Origin of the sequence: Ideonella sp. (assembly GCF_041287625.1) — a bacterium.
In the GTDB taxonomy this organism is placed as follows: domain Bacteria; phylum Pseudomonadota; class Gammaproteobacteria; order Burkholderiales; family Burkholderiaceae_C; genus Ideonella.
Window position 1 is genome coordinate 102130 of sequence record NZ_JBGGNH010000023.1, and the last position, 25276, is coordinate 127405.

A 25276-nucleotide genomic window follows, 5' to 3' on the forward strand; every position below is an offset into this window, starting at 1 on the left:
CCGCCCTCGCTCACAAGGAGACTTCGCGAGACGAACGGGCCGCCAACGCGACACAAGCCCGACGCCAGCACCGCTCTGCCCTGCATGAAAAAAGGCTTTTTCACCATCATGTCGGCGCAGTTCTTCAGCTCGCTGGCAGACAACGCATTGCTGGTCGGCGCGATCGAACTGCTCAAAAGCTCCGGCGCTGCCCCCTGGCAGATCCCGGCGCTGACACCGATGTTCGCGCTGTTCTACGTGATCCTGGCGCCGCTGGTGGGCGCCTTTGCCGACGCTGTGCCCAAGGGCAAGGTGATGTTCTATTCGAACAGCATCAAGGTCGTCGGCTGCCTGATGATGCTGTTCGGCGGCCATCCGCTGTTCGCCTACGCCATCGTCGGGCTGGGCGCCGCGGCGTACTCGCCGGCCAAGTACGGCATCCTGACCGAACTGCTGCCGCCTTCGCAGCTGGTGCAGGCCAATGGCTGGATCGAAGGGCTGACCATCACCTCCATCATCCTGGGCGTGCTGCTGGGCGGCCAACTGGTCGGCCCGCACATTGCGCCGATGCTGCTGGGCTTCGACCTGCCCATGATCGACACCGGCATCGACACGCCGCCGGAAGCGGCAATTGCTTCGCTGGTCGTGCTTTACGTGATCGCGGCCATCTTCAACCTGCGCATTCCTCGCACCGACGCGCCGCTGCAGCCGATGACGACCAACGTGCTGGCCCTGGTGCGCGACTTCGGCCACTGCAACACCCGGCTGTGGGCCGACCGGCTGGGCCAGATCTCGCTGGCCACGACCACGCTGTTCTGGGGCGTCTCGGGCAACCTGCGGGTCATCGTCTTCGCCTGGGCCGCCGTGGCGCTCGGCTTCTCGACCACCAAGGCTTCCAGCCTGGTCGGCGTGGTGGCCATCGGCACCGCCGTCGGCGCGGTGGCCGCGTCGATGCGGGTGCGGCTGGACAAGGCAACCACGGTCATTCCCCTGGGCATCGGCATGGGCTTGCTGGTGATCGGCCTGAACTTCATCACCAACGTCTGGGTGGCCGCACCGTTCCTGATGCTGCTGGGCCTGCTGGGCGGCTACCTGGTGGTGCCGATGAACGCGCTGCTGCAGCACCGCGGCCACAACCTGATGGGCGCAGGCCGCTCGATCGCGGTGCAGAACTTCAACGAGCAGGCCTGCATCCTGGGCCTGGGCGCGTTCTACACCGGCATGACCCGCGTGGGCCTGTCGGCCTTCTCGGCCATCACCATCTTCGGCGTCGGCGTGGCCGGGCTGATGTGGATGATCCGCCGCTGGCACCTGCGCAACACAGTCTTGCACCAGACCGAGGTCGAGCGCCTGCTGACAATCGCCCGCAGCGACCGGCATTGAGCTTGCAATGAGCGCGACGCCCGCCGCACGCGCGGCGCGCCGGCCTGTGGCCGCGCTGCTGTTCAACGCGATGATCTGGGGCCTGACCTGGTGGCCGATGCGTGCGCTGCAGGCCCGCGGTATGCACCCGCTGTGGGCCACCGCGGTGATCTTCGCGTTGGCGGTCGTCGCCATCGGCCTGTGGAAGCCCCATGCCTGGCGCGAACTGGCCACCCACCCGGCGCTGTGGCTGATCCTGCTCGCTGCCGGCACCACGAATGCCTGCTTCAACTGGGGCATCACCGCGGGTGACGTGGTGCGCGTGGTGCTGCTGTTCTATCTGATGCCGCTGTGGACCGTGGTGCTGGCGCGGCTGGTGCTGCACGAGCCGGTGACGCGCGCTGCGCTGCTGCGCGTGGCGCTGGCGCTGGCCGGCGCTGTGCTGGTGCTGTGGCCGGCGGAAGGCCAGCACCTGAACCGGGTCCAGCCCATCGACCTGCTGGGCCTGCTCGGCGGCTTCAGCTTTGCCTGCAACAACATCCTGCTGAAGCGCGAATCCGCGCGCAGCGAAGGCGGCCGCGGGCTGGCAATGTTCCTCGGCGGCGCCTTGGTCTCGCTGGTGTTGACGCAGGTGCTTGCGGTCTCTGCGCTGCCGCCGCTGTCCGCCGGCTGGCTGCCTGGCGTGCTGGGACTGGCGCTGGTCTACCTGGCCAGCAACCTGGCGCTGCAATACGGCGCCTCGCGGCTGCCGGCCAACGTCACCGCGGTCATCATGCTGACCGAGGTGCTGTGGGCCGCCGGCTCGGCACTGGCACTGGGCGCCGGCACGCTGACGCTGCAACTGGCCATGGGCGGCGCGCTGATCGTCGCTGGCGCGGCCCTGGCTGCGCTGCGACCTTGAACGCGGCGGCCGGCGCTACCATCCGGCACCTTTGCGTTTTCGGATCGGGGTTTCCATGAGCGACAGCGTCTATGACTTCGAGGCCAAGGCCATCACTGGCGAAACCGTGCCGCTGAGCCAATACCGCGGCCGGGTGCTGCTGATCGTCAACACCGCCAGCAAGTGCGGCTTCACGCCGCAGTTCGAGGGCCTGCAAAAGCTCTGGAAGGACTACCAGGACCGCGGCCTGACGGTGCTGGGTTTTCCCAGCAATCAGTTCCTGTCGCAGGACCCGGGCAGCAACGGCGAGATCGCCTCGTTCTGCCAGCTCAACTACGGCGTGGACTTCCCGATGATGGCCAAGGTCGACGTGAACGGCGACGAGGCCGCCCCGCTGTACCGCTGGCTCAAGGGCGAGAAGCCAGGCCTGCTCGGCATCGAAGCCATCAAGTGGAACTTCACCAAGTTCCTCGTCGGCAAGAACGGCCAGGTGCTCAAGCGCTACGCGCCGCAGGATGCGCCGGAGAAGCTGGCCAAGGACATCGAGGCGGCGCTGGCCGCATGATCGCGGCGCCCTCGTTCGGCGCGCCGCTGGCGGACCATCCGCTGGCCGCGCTGCTGGACAGCACCGGCCCGGCCTTTGCCGACGAGCCCCTGTATCCGCCGCTGTGCCGGCTGATTGCGCGCTCGCCCGGCTTGCTGGCGCTGCTGGACGCGGCACCGCCCACGCAGCGGCTGCCGAACCTGATCCTCGCGGCACTGCATCACCAGGTGCTGCAGGCCGGCAGCACGGAAGGACTGGGCGGCTGGTATGCCAGCGTGGGCGGAACGCGCTCACCGGACGATCCGGCGCTGCCGGCCGCAGTGGCAGACTTCGCAAATCGGCATGGCCAAGCGCTGCAGCAGCTGATCGCCACCCGCCGCACGCAGACCAACGAGGTTGGCCGTTGCACGGTGCTGAAGCCCGCGCTGGACGAGATTGCGCGCCATCACGGACCGCGACTGGCGTTGTTCGACTTTGGATGCAGCGCCGGGTTGAACCTGGCGGTGGACCGTTATCGCTACGACTACTACGGCGGTGCATCAGGCGGCTTGCCTTGCCGCGTCGTCGGCAACGCACCCGAAGCGCTGGCGGCGCCGCCGAGCTGGACGCTGGCGGCACGCTGCGGCGTGGACCAGGCGACCATCGACGTGCAGGACGACGGCGCGCTGCGCTGGCTGATGGCCTGCCTGTGGCCGTCGGACGCACCACGGCGCGAGCGGCTGGCAATGGCGGTGGCCGATACCCGGGCGCTGCGGCCGGCAGTGATCCAGGCAGAGGACGGCCTCGCGGTGCTGGAAAGCTGGCTGGACGAACTGCCGGCCGGTGTGGTGCCGGTGCTGTTCAACAGCTGGGTGCTGTTCTACTTCGCGCCGGCCGACCTGGCGGCGCATGTGGCGCGCGTGCGGCGGCTGATTCAACAGCGCGGTCTGTTGTGGTTGAGCGCAGAGGGCGCACCACACAACCAGCCGCTGGCACCGGAATTGGCACTGCCGACCACGCCGGTGCCGGGGGAGCCCGGCACGTCGCCCGGCAACCAGACCTTCTGACTCCTGACCGAGCCGGGACGGGACGCACCTCAGACCCGGCTGCTGGCGCGCTCACACCCGCATGGCGCGTGGCTGGAGTGGCGGGCCTGAACGCGGGGAAGATCGGGGCGGGATAATGTCCACCCCTTCCCGGTTCACTCACTGACAGGAATCTTCCGCATGTTCGCGCACATCCCGCCCTACGCTGGCGACCCCATTCTTTCGCTGAACGAAGACTTCCAGAAGGACCCGCGGGCGGACAAGATCAACCTGTCGATCGGCATCTACTTCGACGACGAAGGCCGCATCCCGGTGATGGCCGCGGTGCGCGAGGCCGAGCAGCGCGTGGCGCAGCAGACGGGCCCCAAGCCTTACCTGCCGATGGAAGGCCTGCCGGCGTTTCGCACCGAGGTGCAGAAGCTGCTGTTCGGAGCCGATCACCCGGCACTGGCCGAAGGCTGCGTGGCGACGATCCAGAGCGTGGGCTCCAGCGGCGGCCTGAAGGTGGGTGCGGACTTCATCAAGCAATGGTTCCCCGAAGCCGCGATCTGGGTCAGTGACCCGACCTGGGACAACCACAAGGCGGTGTTCGAAGGCGCCGGTCTGACCGTCAACACCTACCCGTACTACGACGCCGCGACCGACGGCCTGCGCTTCGACGCGATGCTGGGCGCCTTGCGCGAGCTGCCGGCGCGCAGCGTGGTGCTGCTGCATGCCTGCTGCCACAACCCGACCGGCGTGGACCTGACGCCGGCGCAGTGGGAAGCGCTGATCCCGGTGCTGCGCGAGCGCCAGCTGCTGGCCTTCCTGGACCTGGCCTACCAGGGCTTTGGCGACGGCATGGACGCGGACGCCTTTGCGGTGCGCGCACTGGCCGGCGCCGGGCTGGCGTTTTTCGTCGCCAACTCGTTCTCCAAGAGCATGAGCGTGTACGGCGAGCGTTGCGGCGCGTTGAGCGTGGTCTGCCCAACGAAGGCCGAAGCGGCGCTGGTGCTGGGCCAGCTGAAGTTCACGGTGCGGCGCAACTATTCGAACCCGCCGATGCACGGCGGCCAGATCGTGGCCACGCTGCTGGGCTCGCCCGAGCTGCGCAACGCCTGGGCGCTGGAGCTGGATGCCATGCGCGAGCGCATCCAGGCCATGCGCAAGCAACTGCACGCCATCGTCAGCGCCAAGGTGCCGGGCCGCGACTTCGGCTACTTCCTGACCCAGCGTGGCATGTTCAGCTACACGGGGCTGAGCCCGGCACAAGTGGACCGGCTGCGCGAAGAATTCGGCGTCTACATCCTGCGCTCTGGCCGCATGTGCGTGGCCGGGCTGAACAGCCACAACGTCGAGCGCACCGCGCAGGCGATGGCGGCAGTGCTGGCCAACTGAACCTCAAGCGGCCGATTCATCGACCCTTGCGACGGCCTCGTCCGGGTCCGCCGCCAGCGGCCCTTGCGCGATCAGCCCGCGCAGCCAGGCATGCGCCGGGTCGGCATCTCGCCGCATGTGCCACAGCATGTCCACATGCACCCGGCCGAGCTGGAAAGGCAAGGCCTTGATGACCAGGCTGTGCTCGTAGCCGGTGGCCGCAAGGAAGCGCCGCGGCAGCACCGTCAGCAGGTCCGAGGTGGTCACCACCTGGCCGGCAGTGTGGAACTGGTTGACCGTCAGCACGATGCGCCTGCGCCGGCCCAGGCCGGACAGGGCCTGGTCCACAAAGCCGTGCGCGCGGCCTGAAAAACTCACCAGCAGGTGGTGCGCGGCGCAAAAGTCGTCCAGCGTCAACGCGCCTTGCGCCAGCGGGTGGCCCTGGCGCATCACGCAAACGTAGCGGGTGTCGTACAGCCGCAGCTGGCGCAGCGTCGCGTCGTCGCCCTGCGAGCGCAGCGCGGCAATCACGTCCGGGAAATAGCCGACCGCCAGGTCCGCGTCGCCCTGCTCCAGCAGCTGGCGCGGGTCGCGCGTGGTCAGCGGTTGCACGCGCAGGTTGGCCAGCGCACGCTGCGTCTCGATGCTCTGGATGACGCGTGGCATCAGCAGCACCGCGGTGGCATCCACCATCGCCAGCCGGAAGTTGCCCGGCTCGACCGTCGGGTCATAGGTGCCAGGGGCCAGCGCCTGCTGCAGGCCGGCCAGCGCCGCGCGCACCTGCGGCCACAAGGCTTCGGCCTTCGCCGTGGGCTTCATGCCACGCGCGCTGCGCTGGAACAGCGACTCGCCCACGGCGTCGTGCAGGCGCTTCAGCGCGTGGCTGACGGCGGGCTGCGTCATTGCCAGCACCTGGGCCGCACGCGTCAGGCTGCCCTCGGCCATCACGGTGTCGAAGATGCGGAGCAGGTTCAGGTCAAGCGTGCGGAAGTTCACAGGCGGCAGTCATATCAATAGCGTGCATACCTATGCTGCACACTATTCAGTAGACCATTGAAAGGGAAAACCCTAGGATTCAACCCATCGCAGCCTCAAAGCCTGCTTCTACGGAGCCTCAGTCATGCAAACCGCCACCGCCCATCACAGCACCGCCGCCTACCGTGCCGCATCGCTGCGCCAGGTTGTGCTGCAGCGTCTGAAGCAGAAGCTGGCCCTGGTCTGGCGTGTCATGGAGGCTTACGGCAACCGCCGCGCTGCCCAGCACATGCAGATGATGGGTGTGACCTTCGAACCTCGCCGCCCCTGACGCGGCAACACGGTGGCGCCTTCTGGCATACGCCACTTGCTGAATTCTCGCCAGTTGCCATCTTTCAGGAGCGACACCATGAGTGCCATCACTTCCCAGACTTTCAACCACGGCCCGGCGCTGAACATCCCCCGCGGTGCCCAACTCGGCGCTGACCTGTTCTTCGCCGCCGGCCGCCTGCTCAGCCGCCTGATCAAGGGCGATGCCCGCCCGGCAGCTCAAATGAGCCGCCTGGCCGAAGCCGACCAAGTGCGTGAACTGGCCCGCCACTGGGAGCGCACCGACCCCGGCTTTGCTGCCGACCTGCGCGCCGCCGCCGCACGCCACGAGAGCGACGTGCACTTCTCGGCCTGAAACCAGGATGCACGCTGCGCCTGCAGCGCAGCGAATTGACCAACACCCGCTCCGGCGGGTGTTCTGCTTTTGGGCAGACAAGCCTCGCACAGGGCATTGAAGGCGTGAAAAAACCCGCCGAGGCGGGTTGTGGCGGCAGCGTTGCGCCCCTTGCATCGGCGCGGCGCCAAGCGCTGCGGCGGCTTGCCGACTCACGGGCGCCAGGACGGGCGGCTTTCGCCGCTCAGCGGCGCCACCCACGGACGTGCCCGTGGCGACCATGTGCCGGAATTGAGGTACTGCCCGCTGGTCGAGTACACCATCCAGGTCCTGTCGCCGCGGATCACCCAGGTGAATTCGCTGCCACCGGTGAGCACCGCCACGCCCGTGGTACCCAGCGTGTAGCCGACCTGGCCCGCCTCGTTGCGCACCTGGGCGCCGCCGCCGGTCGCCGTGCTGCCGGCGCAGTCCAGGTTCTGCCAGGTTCCGGCGGCACCGGTGCTGCCTTCCGTGGTCAGGTCGCTGAAGCCATCGCAATAACCATCGAATTTGATGGTGGCGTTCACGAAGGCATGCGCCGCGCCAGCGGTTGCCACCAGCGCCGATGCCATTACCCATTGCTTGAACATGTGCAAACTCCTCTGCCTGGTGCACCTGCAAATGCCAAAAGGACCGCGCAGGCGCACTCTTCAGGAAATTGAAAGGACGGGTTCGCAAATCTGCGGATTCGAAACAAACTCGCAACGGCGTTCATGCCGCATGCGGTATTCCGGTGTCCGGAAGCGTCCCCCACTGTTTGTGGCTGGAAGCCTTTGCCGCGCTCAGTCGGCCAGCACCGCCTGATGGCCGCCGGACTGCAATGCGGTACGCGGGGTCCACATGCCAGCGCGCATCAGCACGCCCTGGTAGTTGTAGATGCGCCATTTGCCGTCCTCCGTGACCCAGACGGTGGCTTCGTGGCCGCCCAGCGTCTGCGTGGCCAGGCCCTGGGAGCCCATGACGACGCCGGCAGCCTGGGAGCCGTAGGCCGGCGAGACCCCACCGCCAATCTGCACCGCGGTGCCCGAACACGAGACGTTGGCCCAGGTGCCAGCGTAGCCGCCGTCGGACAGGGGCGTGAGGTTGGTCAGGTAATCACAGTAGGCATCGCCCAATGAGATCGCGGGTGGCAGGGCAGCGTTGGCCGCGCCCATGCAAGCCGCAAACGCAGCGGCTGTGGCCAGTTTCTTGTACATATCGCAACTCTCCTGTTTGAGGTTTGGATCAACTGCCCGCGCCAATGCGCAAAACGGCCCAAGGACAGTTGATCGATAGAGTTACGCAAAGCCTTTTGTGTTTCAAAGTGTTTTCCCTAAACCCCTAGACCTAGGGGCATTCGCCAATCGCCGTGACAACTGCGGCAGGCCTCTCTCACGGGGGCAGCACAATCTCGCAACGGGCCGGGATGGCGGTGGGAAAAATCACTTTCACGTCGTGTGTAAATCACTGCCCTGAATGAAAAACACCCGCCGGGGCGGGTGTTTCAAATGGGCGCAAAGCCCTGGTCACGGCTCAGGCCGCGGGCGATCGCCTTACTTCGGCTGGATCGCGGTCCAGGTGCCGGTGAACACGACAACGCCTTGGTAGTTGTACATGACGGCAGAGTGATCGTCGCGCAGCCACCAGGTCACTTCGTGACCGGAAGACAAGGCCAGGCCGGTGGCACCGGTGGTGCCCAGCACGTAGCCGATGCGGATCTGCGAGCCCGAGCGGACTTGTGCGCCGCCAGCAGGAATGCTGAAGCCGGTGCAGCTGTTGACCCAGGTGCCGGCGGCGCCTTGGGTGCCTTCGGTGGTCAGGTCCACGAAGGTGTCGCAGGTGCCGTCGATGGAAACAGCGGCGGGCACGTAGGCCTGGGCTGCGCCCATGGCAGCGGCGAGCGCGGCAGCAGTGGCAAACTTTTTGATCATGAAAACAGTTCCTCGGTAGTGGTTCTGAGGCAACGGCCCGCGCAGTAGAACGCGATACACCCAGAGACACCTGTCTCACGTCGTCGCCAGCAGCCATTCTCGATGGGCAGCATCCTGCCCCGTCCCCCTTGATCATGGGGGATGTCAGCCGGCGCGGCGGGACTTTGTCACGGTTCATCGCCCTCATCGGTGGCGGCCGTGCTGGGTAAGATCGTGTAACACCCGGCGTCAGCCCTTGATCAAGGTCAAGTCACCAAATCGGGGACATGGCCACCAAAAGCCAAACAGGAGTCTCGAATTGGCCGACCTGCATGCCCTGAGTGCGACAGAACTGACGCCGCTGTACCACACCCGCACCCTCTCGCCTGTGGATGTCACACGCGCCGTGCTGGCCCACATCGAGGCCTGGGAACCGCAGCTGTGCGCCACCTGGGCGCTGGACGCCGACGAGGCGCTGCGCATGGCCGCGGCGTCCGAAGCGCGCTGGGCCACCGGTGCGGCGCTGGGGCCGCTGGACGGTGTGCCGGTCACGCTGAAGGAGAACATCGCCACCCGTGGCGTGCCGCAGCCGCTGGGCTGCGCGGCCACCGCGCTGACACCGGCTGCCGAAGACGCGCCTCCGGCGGCACGGCTGCGCGAGGCCGGTGCGGTGTTTGTGGCCCGCACCACGATGCCGGACTGGGGCATGCTGAGTTCCGGCCTGTCCAGCTTCCACAAACTGGCACGCAACCCCTGGGACCTGCGCAAGAACCCGGGCGGCTCCAGCGCCGGTGCAGCGGCCGCAGCCGCCGCGGGCTACGGCCCGCTGCACCTGGGCACCGACATCGGCGGCTCGATCCGCCTGCCTGCCAGCTGGTGCGGCGTGGTCGGCTTCAAGCCCAGCCTGGGCCGCATTCCCATCAAACCGCCGTACGCCGGCCGCGTCGCCGGGCCAATCTGCCGCAGCGTGGCCGATGCCGCGTTGGCGATGCAGATCCTCAGCCGGCCCGACTGGCGCGACGCGACCAGCCTGCCCGCGCAGCCCATCGCCTGGGCCGAACACGGCCAGCGCGCGCAGCAGGCTGACAGCGGCCGCGCCGCCACCGGCCTGCGCATCGGCCTGCTGCTGGACGCCGGCTGGGGCGACGCCTTGCAGCCTGCGGTGCGCGCCGCCATCGAGGCCGCTGCCCGCGCATTCGAGGCGCAGGGCGCCATCGTCGAGCTGCTGGGGCCCGTCAGCACCCGGGCCATGGTGCAGGGCCTGGACCGCTTCTGGCGCATGCGCTCGTGGATGGACTACGCCACGCTGCCGGCCGAACGCCAGGCCAGGGTGCTGCCTTACATCCGCGACTGGATCGCCAGCGGCCAGCAGCTCAGCGCCGCCGAAGTCTTCCTGGGCCATGCACAGATCGCCGCGCTGCGCGACGCCGCGGTCACGGCCACCCACCGCTTCGACTGCGTGCTCTCGCCCGTCAGCCCCGACGTGGCCTTCCCGGCCGAGCAGGCCAGCCCGCTGAACGACCCGGCGCGGCCCTTCGAGCACATCGCCTACACGCTGCCGTGGAACATGAGCGAGCAACCCGCACTGTCGGTGCCCGCCGGGCACGACGCCGACGGCCTGCCCATCGGGCTGCAAATCATCGGTCGCCGGCATGACGACCTGGGCGTGCTGCAGCTGGGCGCGCTGTGGGAACGCCTGCGCCCTGCCCTGCGGCCCTGGCCAACGCCACCGCCGCCAAGGAGCTGAAAAAGCGCAGCGCCCGCGCTGGCTTACATTCCTGCCATGCCCCCTCCGGTCGACGAATCCCCGCCGCCTGCAGTTCCTCCCGCCACCGGCGCCCCCGCCCCCATCCCGTCGCCCGTCGCCAGCCAGCTGCGCGACGCCCGCGACCAGCGCCTGGGCACCGCTTCGCGCGAAGCCGCCGACCGGGCCGAGACCGCGCTGTGGCGCATGATGTCCTTCAGCGAAACGCCGCTGGCCGACCTGGACGCCGCCATCGCCGCCGATCCCGGCTGGGGCCTGCCGCGCATCATGAAAGCCGGCTACCTGCTGGGCCTGAGCGAGGCCAGCCAGCTCGCCCCGGCCCGCCAGTTGCTGGACCAGGCCGAGCCGCTGCAGGCCAACGCCCCCGAGCGCGAACGCGCCCACCTCGAAGCGCTGCGCGCCATCACCGAAGGCCGCTGGCAGCTGGCCTGCCGGCGCTGGGACGGCCTGCTGCTGGAACACCCGCGCGACGCGCTGGCGCTGCAATGGGCCCACCAGTGGGACTACCTGCAGGGCGACACCGCCAGCCTGCGCAGCCGCCCGGCCCAGGTGCTGCCGGAGTGGGACGAAGCCGACCCGCTGTTCCCGCAGGTGTTGGGGCTTTACGCCTTCGGACTGGAAGAGAACAACTGCTACCCGCAAGCCGAAGACGCTGGCCGGCGTGCCGTGGCCGGTGGCGCCAGCGTGCCATGGGCAGTGCACGCGGTGGCCCATGTGCTGCACATGAGCGGCCGGCTGGAAGACGGCAACGCCTGGCTGCGCCAGCACCAGCCGAACTGGGCCGAAGGCAATGCCTTTGCCAGCCACCTGTGGTGGCACATGGGGCTGTTCCGGCTCGAAGCGCTGGACCTGCCCGGCGCGCACCGGCTGCTGGACGCGCACTTTTCCGGCGACCTGCTGCAGAGCAGCTTCCAGCAGTTCGACGCGGTGTCGCTGCTGTGGCGCATGCACCTGATGGGCGAAGACGTCAGCGCCCGCTTTGTCGAACTGCTGCGCGGCTGGTCACCACCGGTCGGCGAAGCCGGCCACCGGGCCTTCACCGACCTGCACGTCACGCTGGCCTGCATCGGTGCGGGCGAGCTGCTGCAGGCCGAAGGCTGGCTGGCGCGCTGCGCCGAGCGCGCGATGCAGCCCGAAGACGTGCGCCGCAGCAACCACACCACCGCCCGCGAAGTCGGCCTGCCGGCGATGCGTGGCCTGCTGGCGCTGGCCCGCGGCGATTCAGACGCTGCCGTGCAGCAGCTGCACGCAGTGCGCCCCCAGCTGCGCCGCCTCGGCGGCAGCCACCTGCAGCGCGACCTGATGGACCAGACGCTGATGGCCGCCGCCGCACAAGCCCGCCACGCGCCGATTGGCCGCGCGCTGCTCAACGAACGCCTGATGGCCAAGCCGGTGGTGACGCCGCTGACCCGCCACTGGGCGGACCGCCTGCACCTGGGCATCTGAGCGCCGGTTTTCGGCGGTTCCGCATGCCGATGGCCGGTGCAGCGCTGGCCGGCGCCGGGCGCCCTACCTCGGCAGTTGTTCGGCGTGATCCAGCCATTGGTGCAAGGCCTGCACCACATCGGCGCGGCTGAAGCTGCAGCTTTCGTCGCCCAGCATCATGGCCGTGTCCAGCGGCGCCAGCAGGCGCTCCAGCACGGTGGAGTAGCGGTCCGGCAGGTTGTGCCACTGCAGCGTGGCCATGCGAAAACGCACACAGGTCACGTCCGGCCGCAACGTGCCGGCCTCCAGCTGCGCCAGCGTGCTGCGCAGCTGCGAAACGGGGCCAATGGAATCGGCAATCATCATGGCGCGGGCCTCCCGGAATGAGGAAGACAGATAAGAGACAGGCAGCAAGCCCCATGCAAACATCAGGCCCACCCTGTTTCGGGCAAACCCTGGCCGGCCGCCGTTCAACCCGGCGGCACCGGCCCCGCCGCCCGGGCCGCCGCCCAGCCGCTGCGCTCCGAGTGCCGGAGGAAATCGGCCAGCGTGCGGCCGGCGTCGTCCCGGAAGCGGTCGTCCAGCCGTTCGGCGTCGACGATGCGGTCCAGCCGGAAGTTGCGGAAATCCTGCCGCAGCTCGCACCAGGCGCCAAGCGTCCACACCGCGCCCCAGAAGAAACAGCCCAGAGGCCGCACCTTGCGCTCGGACGGCGCGCCGCCTTGGTCGCGGTACAGCAGCCGCAGCAGGTGGCGGGACTCGGCCGCCTGGCGCAGCACGGCCAGCCGCGTCAGCGTCACCGCGTCCGGCCCCACGGCCGGCACGAACAGCACCTGCGCCTCGGCGGCGGTACGCGCTGCACTCGGCAGCACCGCCAGGATCTTGGACAGCGCGTTTTCGGCCTGCGCCACCAGCGCCGCGTCCATGCGCGGCCCGGCAATGCGCACCGCGGCCACCAGCGCCTTGGCCTCCTCGGTGCTGAACATCAGCGGTGGCAGCTCGTAGCCCGCACCGAACCGGTAGCCCACGCCCGCTTCGCCTTCGATCGGCACGCCTTGCGCCTGCAGGTCGGCCACGTCGCGGTACAGCGTGCGCAGCGACACCTCCAGCCGCCCGGCCAGCCAGGCGGCGGTGGACAGCCGGCGGCCGCGGATCAGCTGCACGAGCTGGAACAGCCGGTCAGCGCGGCGCATGGAAGGCAGAGCTCGAACACATGGCGACAGTTTATGAACCGCCGCTGACGCATTTACCGTTCGTGGGAGAGGGGCGTGCGATAAATCTTTGTATCCTGCGAAGCTGTCGATTTCTCTCGGAGAACTGCATGCTTTTGCAAACGAGCCGGCGCGCCTGGCTTGCCCGGGCGGCCCTGCTGGCCGCCGCCGGTGCGCTGCCGGCCTGGGTCGCCGCCGCGGCCCCTGCGCCGGCGCCCGCCGCCCTGGCCGTCGCGCCGATGAAGTTCAAGCGCCGCACGCTGGCCAACGGCCTGGAAGTGATTGCCGAGCCCGGTGGCACCGGCGGCAGCGTCAGCGTGCAGGTCTGGTACCGCGTGGGCGGCAAGGACGATCCGGTCGGCCGCTCCGGTTTTGCGCACCTCTTCGAGCACCTGATGTTCAAGAGCACGCGTTACATGAAGAGCGAGCAGTTCGACCGGCTGACCGAGGACGTGGGTGGCCAGAACAATGCCTTCACCGCCGAGGACGTCACCGCCTACTTCGCAACCGTGCCTTCGCACCACCTGGAGCGCATCCTGTGGGCCGAGGCCGAGCGCATGGTCAACCTGAACGTTGACGAGGCGAACTTCAAGAGCGAACGCGCGGTGGTGGAAGAAGAGTTCCGCCAGCGTGTGCTGGCGAACCCCTACGGCCGGCTGTTCGAGGCGATGGCGCCGAATGCCTTCATCGACCACCCATACAAGCGGCCGGTGATCGGCAGCATCGAGGACCTGGAATCGGCCTCGCTGGATGACGTGCGTGCCTTTCACTCGACCTTCTACCGGCCTGACAACGCGGTGCTCATCATCACCGGCGACTTCGACGGCGCACAGCTGGACCAGTGGGTGGACCGCTACTTCGGCCCGCTGAAGAAGCCCGACACGCCGATCCCACGCGTGAACGTGAAGGAGCCGGTGCGCACGCAGTCCAAGCAGGTCGCGCTGACCGGCCCGAACGTGCCGCTGCCAGCGGCCGTGCTGATCTGGCAGGCGCCCAACGCGGCCGACAAGGACGCCGCCGCGTTCCAGGTCCTGCAGGGCCTGCTGGCCGGCGGTGAGTCGTCGCGCCTGAACGAGTCGCTGGTCTACCGCCAGCGCATCGCCCAGTCCGCCGGCATGGAGCCGATGCTGCACACCGACGCTGGCGCCATTGCCGTCTACGCCATTGCCTCCGGCCAGCGCCAGCCGCAAAGCCTGGTGGCACCGCTGCACGCCGAGCTGGCCAAGCTGGCCAAGGGCCCGATCCCCGCCGCCGAACTGGACAAGGTCAAGACCCAGCTGCTGACCGCCGCGCTGAACGGCCGCCAGACTTCGCTGGGCCGTGGCACGTCCATCGGCTGGGCGATGATCCACGACAAGGATCCGGAAGCTGTGAACCGCGAGCTGACCGAGCTGCAGGCCGTCACTGCGGCCGACGTGCAGCGCGTGCTGCGCCAGTACGTGATCGGCAAGCCCGCCGTCACGCTGTTCTACACCCAGGAGGCGAAGTGATGAGCCGTTCGCTGAACCTGATGCTGCGCCCTGTCGCGGCGCTGTTGGTCACTGCTTTCGCCGCAGGCGCCTGGGCCCTCACGCCCGGCGTGGACGCCCCGCCCGAACCCGGCACGCCGCGCCCGCTGGTCGTGCCGGCCTTCGAGGAGGCGAAGCTGCCCAATGGCGTGCGCGTGGTCGTCGCACCGCGCCATGCGCTGCCCATCGTCTCGGTCTCGCTGCACCTGCGCCTGGGCGCCGCGGCAGACACCGATGGCCACGCCGGCCTGGCCAGCCTGACGGCCGCGCTGCGCACCAAGGGCGCGACGCGCAGCGGCAAGGCGCTGGACGCGACCCAGATCGCGCGCCAGGCCGAAGCCCTGGGCAGCACGCTGGACTCGGCCGCCGACTGGCGCGGCTCGGCGCTGACGATGACCGTCGCCACCTCCAAGCTGGCCGACGCCACCGCGCTGATCGCCGACGCGACGCTGCACCCCACGCTGTCCGAAGCCGAACTCGGCCGGCTGCGCGAGCAGACTGCCGATGCGCTCAAGCTCAGCCTGAGCGACCCGATGGCGCTGGCCGGCCTGGCCGCGCGCCGTGCCTGGTGGGGCGCCAGCGTCTTCGGCGGCTCGACCACGCCGGCCAGCCTGGCCCGCATCCAGCGCAAGGACGTGCTGGCCTTCCACCAGCAGCAACTGCGCCCCGAGCTGGCCACGCTGGTCGTCTCGGGCGACGTGACGCTGGAACAGGCCGTGGCGCTGGCCACGCGCCAGCTCGGCGCCTGGAAGGGCAACCGCATGGCCCTGCCCGAAGCGCGCAACGAGCCGGCCTCGGCGGCCACGCCGGCCACCGTGCTGGTCAACCTGCCGGGCGCAGGGCAGAGTGGCGTCGTCGTGATGGCGCCTTCGGTCGCCTATGACGCGCCGGACCGCCGCGTGGCCCAGGTGGCCGGCGCGGTGCTGGGCGGTGGGTATTCGGCGCGGCTGAACCAGGAAGTGCGCATCAAGCGCGGCCTGAGCTACGGCGCCTCGGCCGGACAGGACTTCCAGGCCGTGGGCGGCACGCTCAGCGCTGCCACGCAGACCAACAACGCCACCGCGGCGCAGGTCGTTGAGCTGATGCGCGGCGAGGTCGTGAAGATGGGCGAGGCAGTGCCGGCTGCCGAGGAGCTGGACGCCCGCAAGGCCACACTGGTCGGCAACTTCGGCCGCCAGATCGAAACCACCGGCGGCCTCAGCGCCGTCGCAATGGACCTGATCGCCCGCGGCCGCCCGCTGAGCGACGCGCAAAAGCACGCCCCCGAAGTCATGGCCGTCACCGCCGAACAGGTGCGCAGCTACGCCGCCGGCCACTGGACGCAGGCTTCGCTGCGTACGCTGGTGGTGGGCGACCTCGCCGCCGCTGGCGACGCGCTGAAGAAGCTGGACGACAAGGCGTTGGTGCTGGACGCGGCACAGCTGGACCTGGAAGCGCCGGGGCTGGCCAAGAAGCCCTGAACGCGCAACGGCCGGTGGCGCGCACTGCCACCGGCCGCTCCGCTACACTGCGCGCCTGGTCGGCAGTTCACCCAGGCGTCACCGTGCAGCGGCTCTTTTTCGGATGCTTGCTGCAAGCTAAACCTGCCCTGATCCTCTTGGTTGATTCGCAACCCTTCGGTTCCACGCCTTTGGCGTGCGCCGCTGCAAGCCGGTGACCCCAGCCCGTTCGCGAGAGCGGCGCGCGCACGCAGGAGTGCACCGATGCCTGAATCCAGTCCTTCTTCTACCGAAACGGCCGCACGTGGCCGCCGCTTGCAGCCGCTGCATTGCGACGACCTGTCGAACTTTGCCAAGTCGCTGCGGCGTGAGCTGAGCGATCACCTGGACGCGCAAGGTGCGCTGGGCGACACGGCGCCCAGCCACCTACAGCTGCTCAACATGCTGGCCCGCGCCGCCGGCCACCGCAACCTGCAGGCCTTGCAGGCCGCGCCAGTTGCGGCAGTGACCACGTTTGCTGACGCCGACCCCTGGGCCGCGACCGCGCTGCCCGAACCGGCGGCCAACGAAGAGACCGCGGCCCCGCGCGAGCCGCTGAGCCCCAACGCCGCCAAGGCACTGACGCAGTTCGACGCCTGGGGCCGGCTGGCCCGCTGGCCGCACAAGTTCAGCGTGCAGCGGCTGGCGATGTGGGCGCTGTGGACCCGCTTCGAGCCCAACCGCCGCTACACCGAACGCGAGGTCAACGAGCTGCTGAAAGCCTGGACCACCTGGGGTGACCACGTCACGCCACGGCGCGAACTGGTCGAGATGAAGCTGATCAGCCGCCTGCCGGATTGCTCGGCCTACTGGAAGAACCCGCAACGGCCCAGCGACGAAGTGCAGGGCTTGCTGCGCGCCTTGCGCGGCGGCCAGCAGAAGCGAGCGCAGCGCGCGGGCTGATGCTTCTTACGGGCCGCCGCGCTGGTACAGCAGCGCGCGGCCCTTGTAGGCCAGCACGCCCGCCGAGGCGACGCGGTCCAGCCGCTCTTCGCGCCGCTCGAAACCCTGCGCCAGCATCAGGCGGTTGAAGACTGCCCGGTTGCCGCGGTCCGGGTCGATGATCCAGACCTCTGCCTGCGCCATCGCGTGGCGGCCGATGAAGCCGGCCAGCGCGGCGCTGGCGTCGCGGTCGTACAGCAGGTCGCTGCCGATCAGCAGATCGAAGCGACCGGCGACGGACGCTGCTGCGTCGGGGTCGCACGCCACCGGGCCTGCTGTGTCGACCAGCACCCAGTCGCCGTGGCGGTATTTCATTGGTGGCAATCCATTGAGACGCAGGTTTTCCAGCAGGAAACCATCGGCCAGCGGGTGGCGGTCACTGGCGGTGATGTCCGCGCCGCGGCGGTGCGCCACCAGGCTGGCCAGCGCCAGCCCGCAGCCCAGCTCCAGGATGCGTTCACCGGCTCGCACCGGGCGCAGCGCCATGCGCGCGGCCAACGACTGGCCCGATGGCCACAGCAACCCGAACAGCGACCACGACGCGGACGAAATGCCCAGGCGCTCGGCAATGCCCAGCGGATCGGCAAACTGGTTGCGGTCCAGCAGCGAGCGGATCGTCAGCGACGCCACGCCGTCAACGGCGATGTCTTCCTGCTTGGTGAGATAGCCTGGCACGGCATGGGCACGAAGCCCGCGCGGAGCGCCTCGAAGAGGGAAAAGGTGGCCGAGTATGGGGCCTCAGGCCACCTGCTCGCCGGCCGGCGGCTGCAGCCGGGTCGAAATGCCGTAAAGCGCCAGCATGCCCATCACGTGCCCGATGGCCACACCCGGCTCGCCGGACTCGATGCGGCCGATGGTCTGCACATGCACACCCAGCCGGGCTGCCGCCGCGGCCTGCCCCTCGCCAGCGGCAGTGCGCGCCAGCCTGGCGGCCGCCCCCAGGTCCTTGATGGCCTGGAGGGCCTCTTCGCCAATGTCGACCGAAATCCGTTTGCCTTGCGCCATCGCCGGATTCTCGCCGCACGGCGGACCGAAAAACGCTTCAGCCGGCCGGCAGTTCACCGGTTGCCGCCATGCTGCCCGGCGCCACCGGCAGCGACTCGCTGTGCCAGCGCAGCATGCCGCCGGCCAGGTTGGCCACGCGCGCGAAGCCGTTTTTGCTCAGCAACACGCTGGCCTGGGCCGAGCGCACGCCAGAGCGGCAGACCGCGACCACCGGCTGCTCGCGGTCCAGCTCGTCCAGCCGGCTGAGCAACTGCGACAGCGGCACCAGATGCGCACCCGAGAGGTGGCCCAGGCGGTCGAGGAATTCCGGCTGCTCGCGCACGTCAACGATCTGCACCTCACCGGCTCGCTCCAGCAAGGCCATCGGCTCGATCTCCCAGACGCCGCTGAAGCGCAGCGTGAGCGGCGCCCAGCCGGGCTGCTCAGCCGGTGGCGCGTCGCCCTCGGGCCGGCCGCAGCGCAGGTTGGCCGGTACCGCGACCGCCATCAGCTTCGGGTGCGGCAGGCCCAGGTGGTTCATGTAGCCGGTGAAGTCGCCTTCGTCCACGTCGCCGCCCAGGCGCGGGTTGAAGCGCCGCTCCTCGGCCACGCTGGTGACGGTGACGCCGCGGTAGTCGTGCGCCGGGTACAGCAAGCAGTCCTCGGGCAGGCTGAGGATGTGTTCGCGCACCGAGGCGAAGAGCTGCTGCGGGCTGCCTTGCTGGAAATCGGTCCGGCCGCAGCCGCGAATCAGCAGGCTGTCGCCGGTGAAGGCCATGCGCTGGTCGTCCAGCACGTAGGTCAGGCAGCCGTTGGTGTGGCCGGGCGTGGCGCGCACGGTGAGGAAACGCTCGCCAAAGGCGACGCGGTCGCCGTGGCGCAGCGGCCGGTCCACCAGTTCGGCGCCCGCCGCCTCGGCCAGCGCGATCCGGCTGCCGCAGCGCTGCTGCAGGCGCCAGGCGCCTGTGACGTGGTCGGCGTGCACATGGGTGTCCAGCGTGGCCACCAGGCGCAGGCCCAGCTCCTGCACCAGCGCCAGGTCGCGCGGCACCTGCTCGAACACCGGATCGATCAGCAAGGCCTCGCCGCTGGCACTGTCGCCCAGCAAGTAGGTGTAGGTGGACGAGGTCGGGTCGAAGAGTTGGCGAAAGATCAGCATGGTGCAGGCCGGAGATGGAAAGCCAGCGCGATGATCACATGCCTGGCGCCGCCTTCAGCCCCGAACCGACCCGATAAGCTCATGCGGAAACCGCATGTCCCCAGAACGGACAAAAGGGCACGCCCTGCGACGTGCCCTTTTTGTTCTGGCGACTGACTCGCTCAGTGCGGCATCACGTTGCCGGCCATCGCTGCGTGCAGCAGGCGCAGGCTGTGCGGTTCGTTCAGGAAGCGCAGCTGCTCGGACTTCGCGGCCGGCTGGTTGCTGCGGCTGAGTTGCAGCACACGCTGGCGGCGCTGCTCACCGCGCAGGCCGCGGCCGGTGCGGCGCGGGCCGACGGCTTGCAGCGCCAGCGAGGCCAGGCGCGGCAGGTCGGCCAGCAGCGCAGCGCCCTTGAGCACCGGCTGGGCCGCGTAGTGGTGGGCGTAGTGCCAGGCCTGGCGCAGCACCGCGGGCGAGCGGGCTTCTTCGGGGATCAGCAGCCAATTGGCATTGCGCAGGCGCTGGCCCAGCGCGCCGTGGGCGCTCATCACCGTGAACGGAATGGCCAGCAGCAGCGGCAGGCCCATCGGCAGCAGCCACAGCGCAGCCACCGGCGAAGCCGCGTAGATCGCGGCCAGCAGCAGGCCGACCACGGCGCTCAGCGGGCCGAAGCGGCGGGTCGCGTCGCCCCAGCTGAGGTCGCTGGCTTCGCGCGGAGGCGAGGTCCATTCCAGCTTCCAGCCGGTCAGGCCACCGATCACGAACAGGCTGTGCGCGGCCATGCGCAGCGGGGCCTGCAGCATCGACATGCCGGCTTCCAGCGCCGAGCTGCCGATCAGCTTCAGGCTGCCGCCGAACTCGGCCTGCTCGCCGCGCAGGATGACCGCCAGCACGCCCAGCACGCGCGGCATCGCCAGCATCAGCGCAGTGGAGGCCCACAGCGTGGCGACCGAACGGCCGGCCAGCAGCGTGGGCGTGTTGTCGCCGGCGCCGGTCAGCCACAGCGTGACACCCAGCACCACGTAGGCCAGCCACAGCGGGGCCGACAGGTAGGCCATCGCGCCGGTGCCCAGCATCGCGCGGTGCACGCTCTTCAGGCCGGGTTCGGCGATCAGGCGGGCGTTCTGCAGGTTGCCCTGGCACCAGCGGCGGTCGCGCTGCAGCTCGGCCAGCAGGTGCGGCGGCTGTTGCTCGTAGCTGCCTTCCAGGTCATTGACCAGCCAGACTTCATAGCCGGCACGGCGCATCAGCGCGGCTTCGACGAAGTCGTGCGACAGGATCTCGCCGGCCAGCGCGCCGGTGCCCGGCAGCGTGGCCAGGCCGCAGTGCTGCATGAACGGCTCGACGCGGATGATCGCGTTGTGGCCCCAGTAATGGGCCTCGCCCAGCTGCCAGAACTGCATGCCGGCGGTGAACAGGCGGCCGGTGACGCGGCTGGCGAACTGCTGCGCGCGGGCGTGCAGCGTGGCGTGGCCTGCTGCGCGCGGGGCGGTCTGCAGGATGCCGGCACGCGGGTTGGCTTCCATCAAGCGGGCCAGCGTGACCAGGGTGTCGCCGCTCATCACGCTGTCGGCGTCCATCACCACCATGTAGCGGTAGTCCTTGCCCCAGCGGCGGCAGAAGTCGGCCACGTTGCCGGCCTTGCGCTTGGTGCGGCGCTGGCGCCAGCGGTAGTACACGCGCAGCTCGCTGCCAGCGTCCGTCAGCTGCTGGCGCAGTGCGTGCCAGGCGCGCAGCTCGGCGGCGCGCAACGTCGGGTCGCTGGTGTCGGACAGCACGAACATGTCGAAGGCGCGCTGCGCGCCGGTGGCGCTGAGCGATTCGCAGGTGGCGCGCAGGCCGGCGAACACGGTGGCGACGTCTTCGTTGCAGATCGGCATGATGACGGCGGTGCGCGCATCGGCTGGCAGCGTCAAACCTTCGACCGACTTGGCCGACAGCGCATGCGGGTCGCCCTTGAGCGTGACGATGAAGCCCATCACCGCGGTCACGGCGCCGGCCGAGACCCAGGCGAACAGCAGCGTGAACAGCGCCAGCTGCGCGGCTTCCAGCACGTCGCTGCCGGCACCCGGCTGCGAGCTCCACATCAGGCCCGCGGCAATCATGCTGGCGCCCAGGGTCCAGAACATCAGCCAGTTGCGGCGCTTGGCCGCAGCGGCTTCCCAGGCCGCCTTGGGCTGGGCTTCCAGCTTGGCGACGCTGTCGCGCCATGGCGCATCGGCCGCGGCCTGCTCGCCGCGCAGCCGGGCGGCGACGCCCAGCCAGCGCGTGGGCACCATGCTGCCGCGATGGATGGCCGGCATGCCGGGCACGTTGGAAGAAGAACCGTTCGTGGCGCTGGCCACGACGGGGCGTGCGTACGACGCGGTGTTGCCGCGTGCGCGCTTCATTGCGCTGTCAGGAGATGCGTCCATGTTTCACTCACGGTGTCGTTGCCAGATTGGAGGAAGGCCCGCAGTTCGACCGGCTTCGTCGGGTCGACGGTCATCACGCGCAAGGCCAGTCGCCAGGCGCCGTTGGCGCTGACGCGGTACAAGGTTTGTTCTTCGATGCGGCCGTTGCCGTCGGCCGAGACCACCGCGCGCAGCGCGGCCTGCTTGGCGCCTGCCGGCACTTCGGCGGCCGAGGCGGCCAGCTTTTCCAGCGCCGGGCCGGTGAAGTCGACGATGAGCTGATGCTCGTTGTCCTTCAGCGTCGCGTAGCTGCTGCCTACGCGGGTCTGCGTGACCCAGCCGGCCGGCGGGCGCTGCTGCTGCTCGCCCTGCCAGTCGACGCGCCACGCCATGTCCAGCACCTGGCCCGGGGCCGGCAGCGTGGCCGGCACCCAGTAGGCGACGATGTTGTCGTTGGTCTCGTCCGGCGTGTGCAGTTGCACCAGCTCGACCCGGCCCGTGCCCCAGTCGCCCAGCGGCGTGATCCAGGCCGAAGGCCGGCGCTCGTAGCTGGCTTCGCTGTCTTCGTAGCTGCTGAAATTGCGGTCGCGCTGCATCAGCCCAAAGCCCTTGGGCGAGCGCATCGCAAACGAGGTGGTCAGCGTGGACTTGGGGTTCTGCAGCGGGCGCCACAGCCATTCACCGTCGCCGGTGGCCATCATCAGACCGTCGCTGTCATGCACTTCGGGGCGGAAGTCGCTGCGGTGCGGCTGGTTCTCGCCAAACGAAAACATGCTGGTCAAGGGCGCGATGCCGAGGGCACGGATCGGTTCCCGGGTCTCGCGCAGCACCAGCTTCGCGTGCACGCTGACCTGCGTGGTCACGCCAGGCGTGATGTCGAAACGGTAGGCGCCGGTGACGCGCGGCGAGTCCATCAGCGCCAGCACGACCAGCGACTTGGCATCGGCCGCCGGGCGCTGCAGCCAGAAGTCGGTGAAGCGCGGGAATTCCTCGCCCTTCAGGCCGCCAGCGGTGTCCACCGCCAAGCCGCGGGCCGACAGACCGTAGTGCTGGCCGGCGCCCAAAGCGCGGAAGTAGCTGGCGCCCTGGAAGACGACCAGTTCGTCCTTGTAGGTCGCGCCAGGCGTCATCTGGGTGTGCACGCGAAAACCGGCGTAGCCGATGTCGCCCCAGGCGGCCGGGTCGAAGGTCTTCTTGAAGTCGTAGCTGAAGTCGGCGGCCTGGAACCTGAAGTTGCGTTCGCTGTCGCCGTTGAGCTCATGCAGGCGCACCGGCTCGGTCTGGTACTTGCCGAGGTGGAAGAACATCAGCTCGAACGGCAACTGCTGCTCGCGCCAGACCGCGCGCGCCGGCTTGAAGCGGATGGACCGCATCTCGTCGTAGCTCAGGTCTTTCAGCGCCTGCGGCGTGCTGCCGGGCGTCGGCTGGTACGGGTGCGCGGCCAGCACGCGGGCCTTTTCGGCCAGCGTGTCGAGGTCCATCGCTGCAGCGGCGGCTTGCGCCAGCAGCGCCAGCGGCAGGGCCAGCACCGCAGCCTGCCAGCGGCGGCGGCCGATACGAGGCAAAGAGGGGTTGGCGGAAGTGGTCATTGCGGTGCTTTACCGCAAAGCCTGTGCCAACCTATTTTTTCCTTTTAAATCAATGACTTGTCGAAATCAACCTGGCCAGAACCCCCTTTCGGGGGAGAAAAGCGTCGCCGTTCAGCGACAGCTTACCGGGAGCGACTTTCCGCTGTTTCGCAAGTGATTGATTTTGTTCAGAAAATACGCTGTCGCTAGCCGGCGACAGGCGGTTGCTGCGCCGCCGCATCACTGTCGCCATCCGGCGACTCGCTGCGGAACAGGCCGGGCGTCAGGCCGTTCTTCTGCAGCAGCCGGTAGAACTCGGTCCGGTTGCGGTCGGCCAGCCGCGCGGCGTCGGCCACCTGCCCATCGGTCAGTTTCAGCAGACCAACCAGATAGTCGTGCTCGAAGCGGCGGCGGGCCTCGGCGTAAGTGAGCACTTCCACAGTCGGCACGCGCAGCGCGCGCTGTACCAGCGCCAGCGGGATCAGCGGCGCCGTGGCCAGCGCGCAGACCTGCTCGACCACGTTGTGCAGCTGCCGCACATTGCCCGGCCAAGCGGCGGTGGCCAGCGCACTCAAGGCGTCCGGCGCGAAGCCGTTGAGCTTCTTGTGGTACTTGGAGGCCAGGCGCTGCAGGAAATGCTGGGCCAGCAGCGGGATGTCCTCGCGCCGCTCGGCCAGCGTCGGCAGCGTCAGCGTCACGACGTTGAGCCGGTAGTAGAGGTCCTCGCGGAATTCGCCGCTGGCCAGTGCCGCTTCCAGGTCGCGGTGCGTGGCCGAAAGAATGCGCACGTCGACCGCAATCGACTGCTGCGCGCCCACCGGCCGCACCTGGCGCTCCTGCAGCACGCGCAGCAGCTTGACCTGCAGCGCCGGCGGCATGTCGCCGATCTCGTCCAGGAACAGCGTGCCGCCGTGCGCGCTCTGGAACAGGCCTCGGTGGTTGGTGACGGCGCCGGTGAACGCGCCTTTCACGTGGCCAAACAGCTCGGATTCCAGCAGCGCCTCGGGAATGGCGCTGCAGTTGACGGCCACGAACGGCCCGTCGGCGCGCGGCCCGGCACGGTGGATGGCCCGCGCCAGCAGCTCCTTGCCGCTGCCGCTCTCGCCGCGGATCAGCACCGAGGCATCACCCGCGGCGACCAGCCTGGCCTCGGCCAGCACCTCGTCCATCACCGCGGAGCGGCTGACGATCTCCTCGCGCCAGGCGTCGCGCGGCTTGTTGCCGGCGGCCGGGCGCGCGGCGGTAGAGACGGCCAGCGCACGGTCCACCGCGGCCAGCAGGTCCTTGCCGTCGAAAGGCTTGGTCAGGTAGCTGAAGACGCCGCGCAGCGTCGCGTCCACCGCATCGGGAATCGTGCCGTGCGCGGTCAGCAGGATGACCGGCAGCCCGGGGTAGCGGGTCTGCACCGCGTCGAACAGCTGCAGCCCGTCCAGCCCCGGCAGGCGCACGTCGCTCAGCACCAGCTGCGGCCGCAGCACATCCAGTCGCGCCAACGCTTCTTCGGCACTGGCCACCGCCGTCACCGCATGGCCGGCGGCGTTCAGGCGCAGCGACAGCAGGCGCAGCAGGTCGGCATCGTCGTCGACGACCAGGATGCGGGTCTTGCTGGCGGCACTGGCAGCCGCGCCGGCGGCGCTGGCGGGCGGGCTCATTTGCCTTCCCCGGGCCGGTCCGCCGGCTTCTCGCCCGGCCGGCGCGGTGCCAGCGAACGCTCGATGGCCTTCAGCGCTTCGAGCTGGCCATTGAGCTGGTCGATGCGGCGCTGGGTGTCGCGCATCTGCGCGGCCTGCCGGTCCAGCTGTTCCTCCAGCCGCTTCTGCTCGGCCGCGCGCGGCAGCAGCAGCCGGGCCCAGAAGGCCCAGGGCTGGGCGGAAGGATCGGCCTGCTTCTGCAGCGTGTCCAGCACGCCCCAGGCACGCGCCGAATCGCCAGCGGCGCGGGTGTTCAGCCACAACAGCGCCAGGTGCAGCGCGGTGGGCGGCAACGCCGGCTCGGCGGCCAGGCGCGAAGCCTGCAAGGCGACCTGCTCCGGCGTGGACTGGCGCAACTCTTCCTGCCAGGCTTGCAGCTGGCGGCCGGCGTCGTCAATCGGGTCATGCGGCGCCGAGGCCGGCGGCGGCGGGGCCGGGGGCACGCTGGCCGGCGCCG

25 protein-coding genes are annotated in these 25276 nt (G+C 69.4%); 12 read left to right on the plus strand and 13 right to left on the minus strand.

Annotation, left to right across the window (positions count from 1 at the left end):
- Positions 1-84: 84 nt before the first annotated feature.
- The 5 genes from lplT (at position 85) to ACAH41_RS09425 (ending at position 5167) form a co-directional block, all read left to right on the plus strand.
- On the plus strand, positions 85-1362 hold the full coding sequence (gene lplT, locus ACAH41_RS09405; protein WP_325649636.1) for a lysophospholipid transporter LplT: 1278 nt from the start codon (positions 85-87) through the stop codon (positions 1360-1362).
- Between the two features lie 7 nt (positions 1363-1369).
- Positions 1370-2242, plus strand: a complete 873-nt coding sequence (locus tag ACAH41_RS09410; protein ID WP_325649634.1) for a DMT family transporter — start codon at positions 1370-1372, stop codon at positions 2240-2242.
- Positions 2243-2297: 55 nt separating this feature from the next.
- The gene (locus tag ACAH41_RS09415; protein WP_325649632.1) at positions 2298-2786 is read left to right on the plus strand and encodes a glutathione peroxidase; all 489 of its coding nucleotides are present in this window, start codon (positions 2298-2300) and stop codon (positions 2784-2786) included.
- The gene (locus ACAH41_RS09420; protein WP_325649630.1) at positions 2783-3811 is read left to right on the plus strand and encodes a DUF2332 domain-containing protein; all 1029 of its coding nucleotides are present in this window, start codon (positions 2783-2785) and stop codon (positions 3809-3811) included. Before ACAH41_RS09415 ends, ACAH41_RS09420 begins: the two co-directional genes overlap by 4 nt.
- 159 nt (positions 3812-3970) lie before the next feature.
- Positions 3971-5167, plus strand: a complete 1197-nt coding sequence (locus ACAH41_RS09425) for an amino acid aminotransferase (protein ID WP_325649629.1) — start codon at positions 3971-3973, stop codon at positions 5165-5167.
- Between the two features lie 3 nt (positions 5168-5170).
- Here the strand turns inward: ACAH41_RS09425 and ACAH41_RS09430 are convergent, their stop codons facing one another.
- Positions 5171-6142, minus strand: coding sequence for a LysR family transcriptional regulator (locus tag ACAH41_RS09430; protein ID WP_325649627.1), 972 nt, complete (start codon positions 6140-6142; stop codon positions 5171-5173).
- A gap of 124 nt (positions 6143-6266) precedes the next feature.
- Between ACAH41_RS09430 and ACAH41_RS09435 the strand changes: the two genes are divergently transcribed.
- Together ACAH41_RS09435 and ACAH41_RS09440 are read left to right on the plus strand one after the other, a co-directional pair.
- Entirely contained in the window at positions 6267-6452 is a 186-nt protein-coding gene (locus ACAH41_RS09435) for a hypothetical protein (RefSeq protein WP_325649626.1), read from the plus strand.
- A 78-nt stretch (positions 6453-6530) separates the two neighbouring features.
- Positions 6531-6806: a hypothetical protein gene (locus ACAH41_RS09440; RefSeq protein WP_325649625.1), complete on the plus strand. Its 276-nt coding sequence runs from the start codon at positions 6531-6533 to the stop codon at positions 6804-6806.
- A gap of 191 nt (positions 6807-6997) precedes the next feature.
- Here the strand turns inward: ACAH41_RS09440 and ACAH41_RS09445 are convergent, their stop codons facing one another.
- The 3 genes from ACAH41_RS09445 to ACAH41_RS09455 all read right to left on the minus strand — a co-directional run bounded on the left by ACAH41_RS09445 (position 6998) and on the right by ACAH41_RS09455 (position 8734).
- Positions 6998-7414: a hypothetical protein gene (locus tag ACAH41_RS09445; protein WP_325649623.1), complete on the minus strand. Its 417-nt coding sequence runs from the start codon at positions 7412-7414 to the stop codon at positions 6998-7000.
- A 192-nt stretch (positions 7415-7606) separates the two neighbouring features.
- Complete coding sequence (locus tag ACAH41_RS09450; RefSeq protein ID WP_325649622.1) at positions 7607-8020, minus strand: hypothetical protein; 414 nt, start codon at positions 8018-8020, stop codon at positions 7607-7609.
- 336 nt (positions 8021-8356) lie between these two features.
- The gene (locus ACAH41_RS09455) at positions 8357-8734 is read right to left on the minus strand and encodes a hypothetical protein (RefSeq protein WP_325649621.1); all 378 of its coding nucleotides are present in this window, start codon (positions 8732-8734) and stop codon (positions 8357-8359) included.
- A 298-nt stretch (positions 8735-9032) separates the two neighbouring features.
- Here ACAH41_RS09455 and ACAH41_RS09460 point away from each other — a divergent pair, with 298 nt between their 5' ends.
- Both ACAH41_RS09460 and ACAH41_RS09465 read left to right on the plus strand, forming a co-directional pair.
- On the plus strand, positions 9033-10460 hold the full coding sequence (locus tag ACAH41_RS09460; RefSeq protein ID WP_325649619.1) for an amidase: 1428 nt from the start codon (positions 9033-9035) through the stop codon (positions 10458-10460).
- A 36-nt stretch (positions 10461-10496) separates the two neighbouring features.
- On the plus strand, positions 10497-11924 hold the full coding sequence (locus ACAH41_RS09465) for a tetratricopeptide repeat protein (RefSeq protein ID WP_325649617.1): 1428 nt from the start codon (positions 10497-10499) through the stop codon (positions 11922-11924).
- Between the two features lie 63 nt (positions 11925-11987).
- Here ACAH41_RS09465 and ACAH41_RS09470 read toward each other — a convergent pair whose 3' ends face one another.
- Together ACAH41_RS09470 and ACAH41_RS09475 are read right to left on the minus strand one after the other, a co-directional pair.
- On the minus strand, positions 11988-12269 hold the full coding sequence (locus ACAH41_RS09470; RefSeq protein ID WP_325649615.1) for a hypothetical protein: 282 nt from the start codon (positions 12267-12269) through the stop codon (positions 11988-11990).
- Positions 12270-12373: 104 nt separating this feature from the next.
- On the minus strand, positions 12374-13096 hold the full coding sequence (locus ACAH41_RS09475) for a YafY family protein (protein WP_325649613.1): 723 nt from the start codon (positions 13094-13096) through the stop codon (positions 12374-12376).
- 128 nt (positions 13097-13224) lie between these two features.
- Here ACAH41_RS09475 and ACAH41_RS09480 point away from each other — a divergent pair, with 128 nt between their 5' ends.
- The 3 genes from ACAH41_RS09480 to ACAH41_RS09490 all read left to right on the plus strand — a co-directional run bounded on the left by ACAH41_RS09480 (position 13225) and on the right by ACAH41_RS09490 (position 17003).
- On the plus strand, positions 13225-14604 hold the full coding sequence (locus tag ACAH41_RS09480; protein ID WP_325649611.1) for a pitrilysin family protein: 1380 nt from the start codon (positions 13225-13227) through the stop codon (positions 14602-14604).
- A complete protein-coding gene (locus ACAH41_RS09485; protein WP_325649610.1) occupies positions 14604-16082 on the plus strand; it encodes a pitrilysin family protein in 1479 nt (492 codons plus the stop codon). The genes ACAH41_RS09480 and ACAH41_RS09485 overlap by 1 nt, the downstream gene beginning before the upstream one ends.
- Before the next feature lie 243 nt (positions 16083-16325).
- The gene (locus ACAH41_RS09490) at positions 16326-17003 is read left to right on the plus strand and encodes a DUF2087 domain-containing protein (RefSeq protein ID WP_325649609.1); all 678 of its coding nucleotides are present in this window, start codon (positions 16326-16328) and stop codon (positions 17001-17003) included.
- 6 nt (positions 17004-17009) lie between these two features.
- Here the strand turns inward: ACAH41_RS09490 and ACAH41_RS09495 are convergent, their stop codons facing one another.
- The 7 genes from ACAH41_RS09495 to ACAH41_RS09525 all read right to left on the minus strand — a co-directional run.
- On the minus strand, positions 17010-17717 hold the full coding sequence (locus ACAH41_RS09495; RefSeq protein ID WP_325649608.1) for an SAM-dependent methyltransferase: 708 nt from the start codon (positions 17715-17717) through the stop codon (positions 17010-17012).
- Between the two features lie 63 nt (positions 17718-17780).
- Positions 17781-18047, minus strand: coding sequence for a helix-turn-helix domain-containing protein (locus ACAH41_RS09500; protein WP_325649607.1), 267 nt, complete (start codon positions 18045-18047; stop codon positions 17781-17783).
- Between the two features lie 37 nt (positions 18048-18084).
- Positions 18085-19182: an MBL fold metallo-hydrolase gene (locus ACAH41_RS09505; RefSeq protein WP_325649661.1), complete on the minus strand. Its 1098-nt coding sequence runs from the start codon at positions 19180-19182 to the stop codon at positions 18085-18087.
- Between the two features lie 164 nt (positions 19183-19346).
- Complete coding sequence (gene mdoH / locus ACAH41_RS09510) at positions 19347-21581, minus strand: glucans biosynthesis glucosyltransferase MdoH (protein ID WP_325649604.1); 2235 nt, start codon at positions 21579-21581, stop codon at positions 19347-19349.
- Positions 21554-23149, minus strand: coding sequence for a glucan biosynthesis protein G (locus tag ACAH41_RS09515; protein ID WP_325649602.1), 1596 nt, complete (start codon positions 23147-23149; stop codon positions 21554-21556). The genes mdoH and ACAH41_RS09515 overlap by 28 nt, the downstream gene beginning before the upstream one ends.
- 185 nt (positions 23150-23334) lie before the next feature.
- Positions 23335-24780 carry a sigma 54-interacting transcriptional regulator gene (locus tag ACAH41_RS09520; RefSeq protein WP_325649600.1) on the minus strand — a complete coding sequence of 482 codons (1446 nt, stop codon included), beginning with the start codon at positions 24778-24780 and terminating at the stop codon, positions 23335-23337.
- Positions 24777-25276, minus strand: a 500-nt coding sequence (locus ACAH41_RS09525) for a hypothetical protein (protein ID WP_370538269.1), incomplete at its 5' end; no start/stop codon positions are given. The genes ACAH41_RS09520 and ACAH41_RS09525, both read right to left, overlap by 4 nt.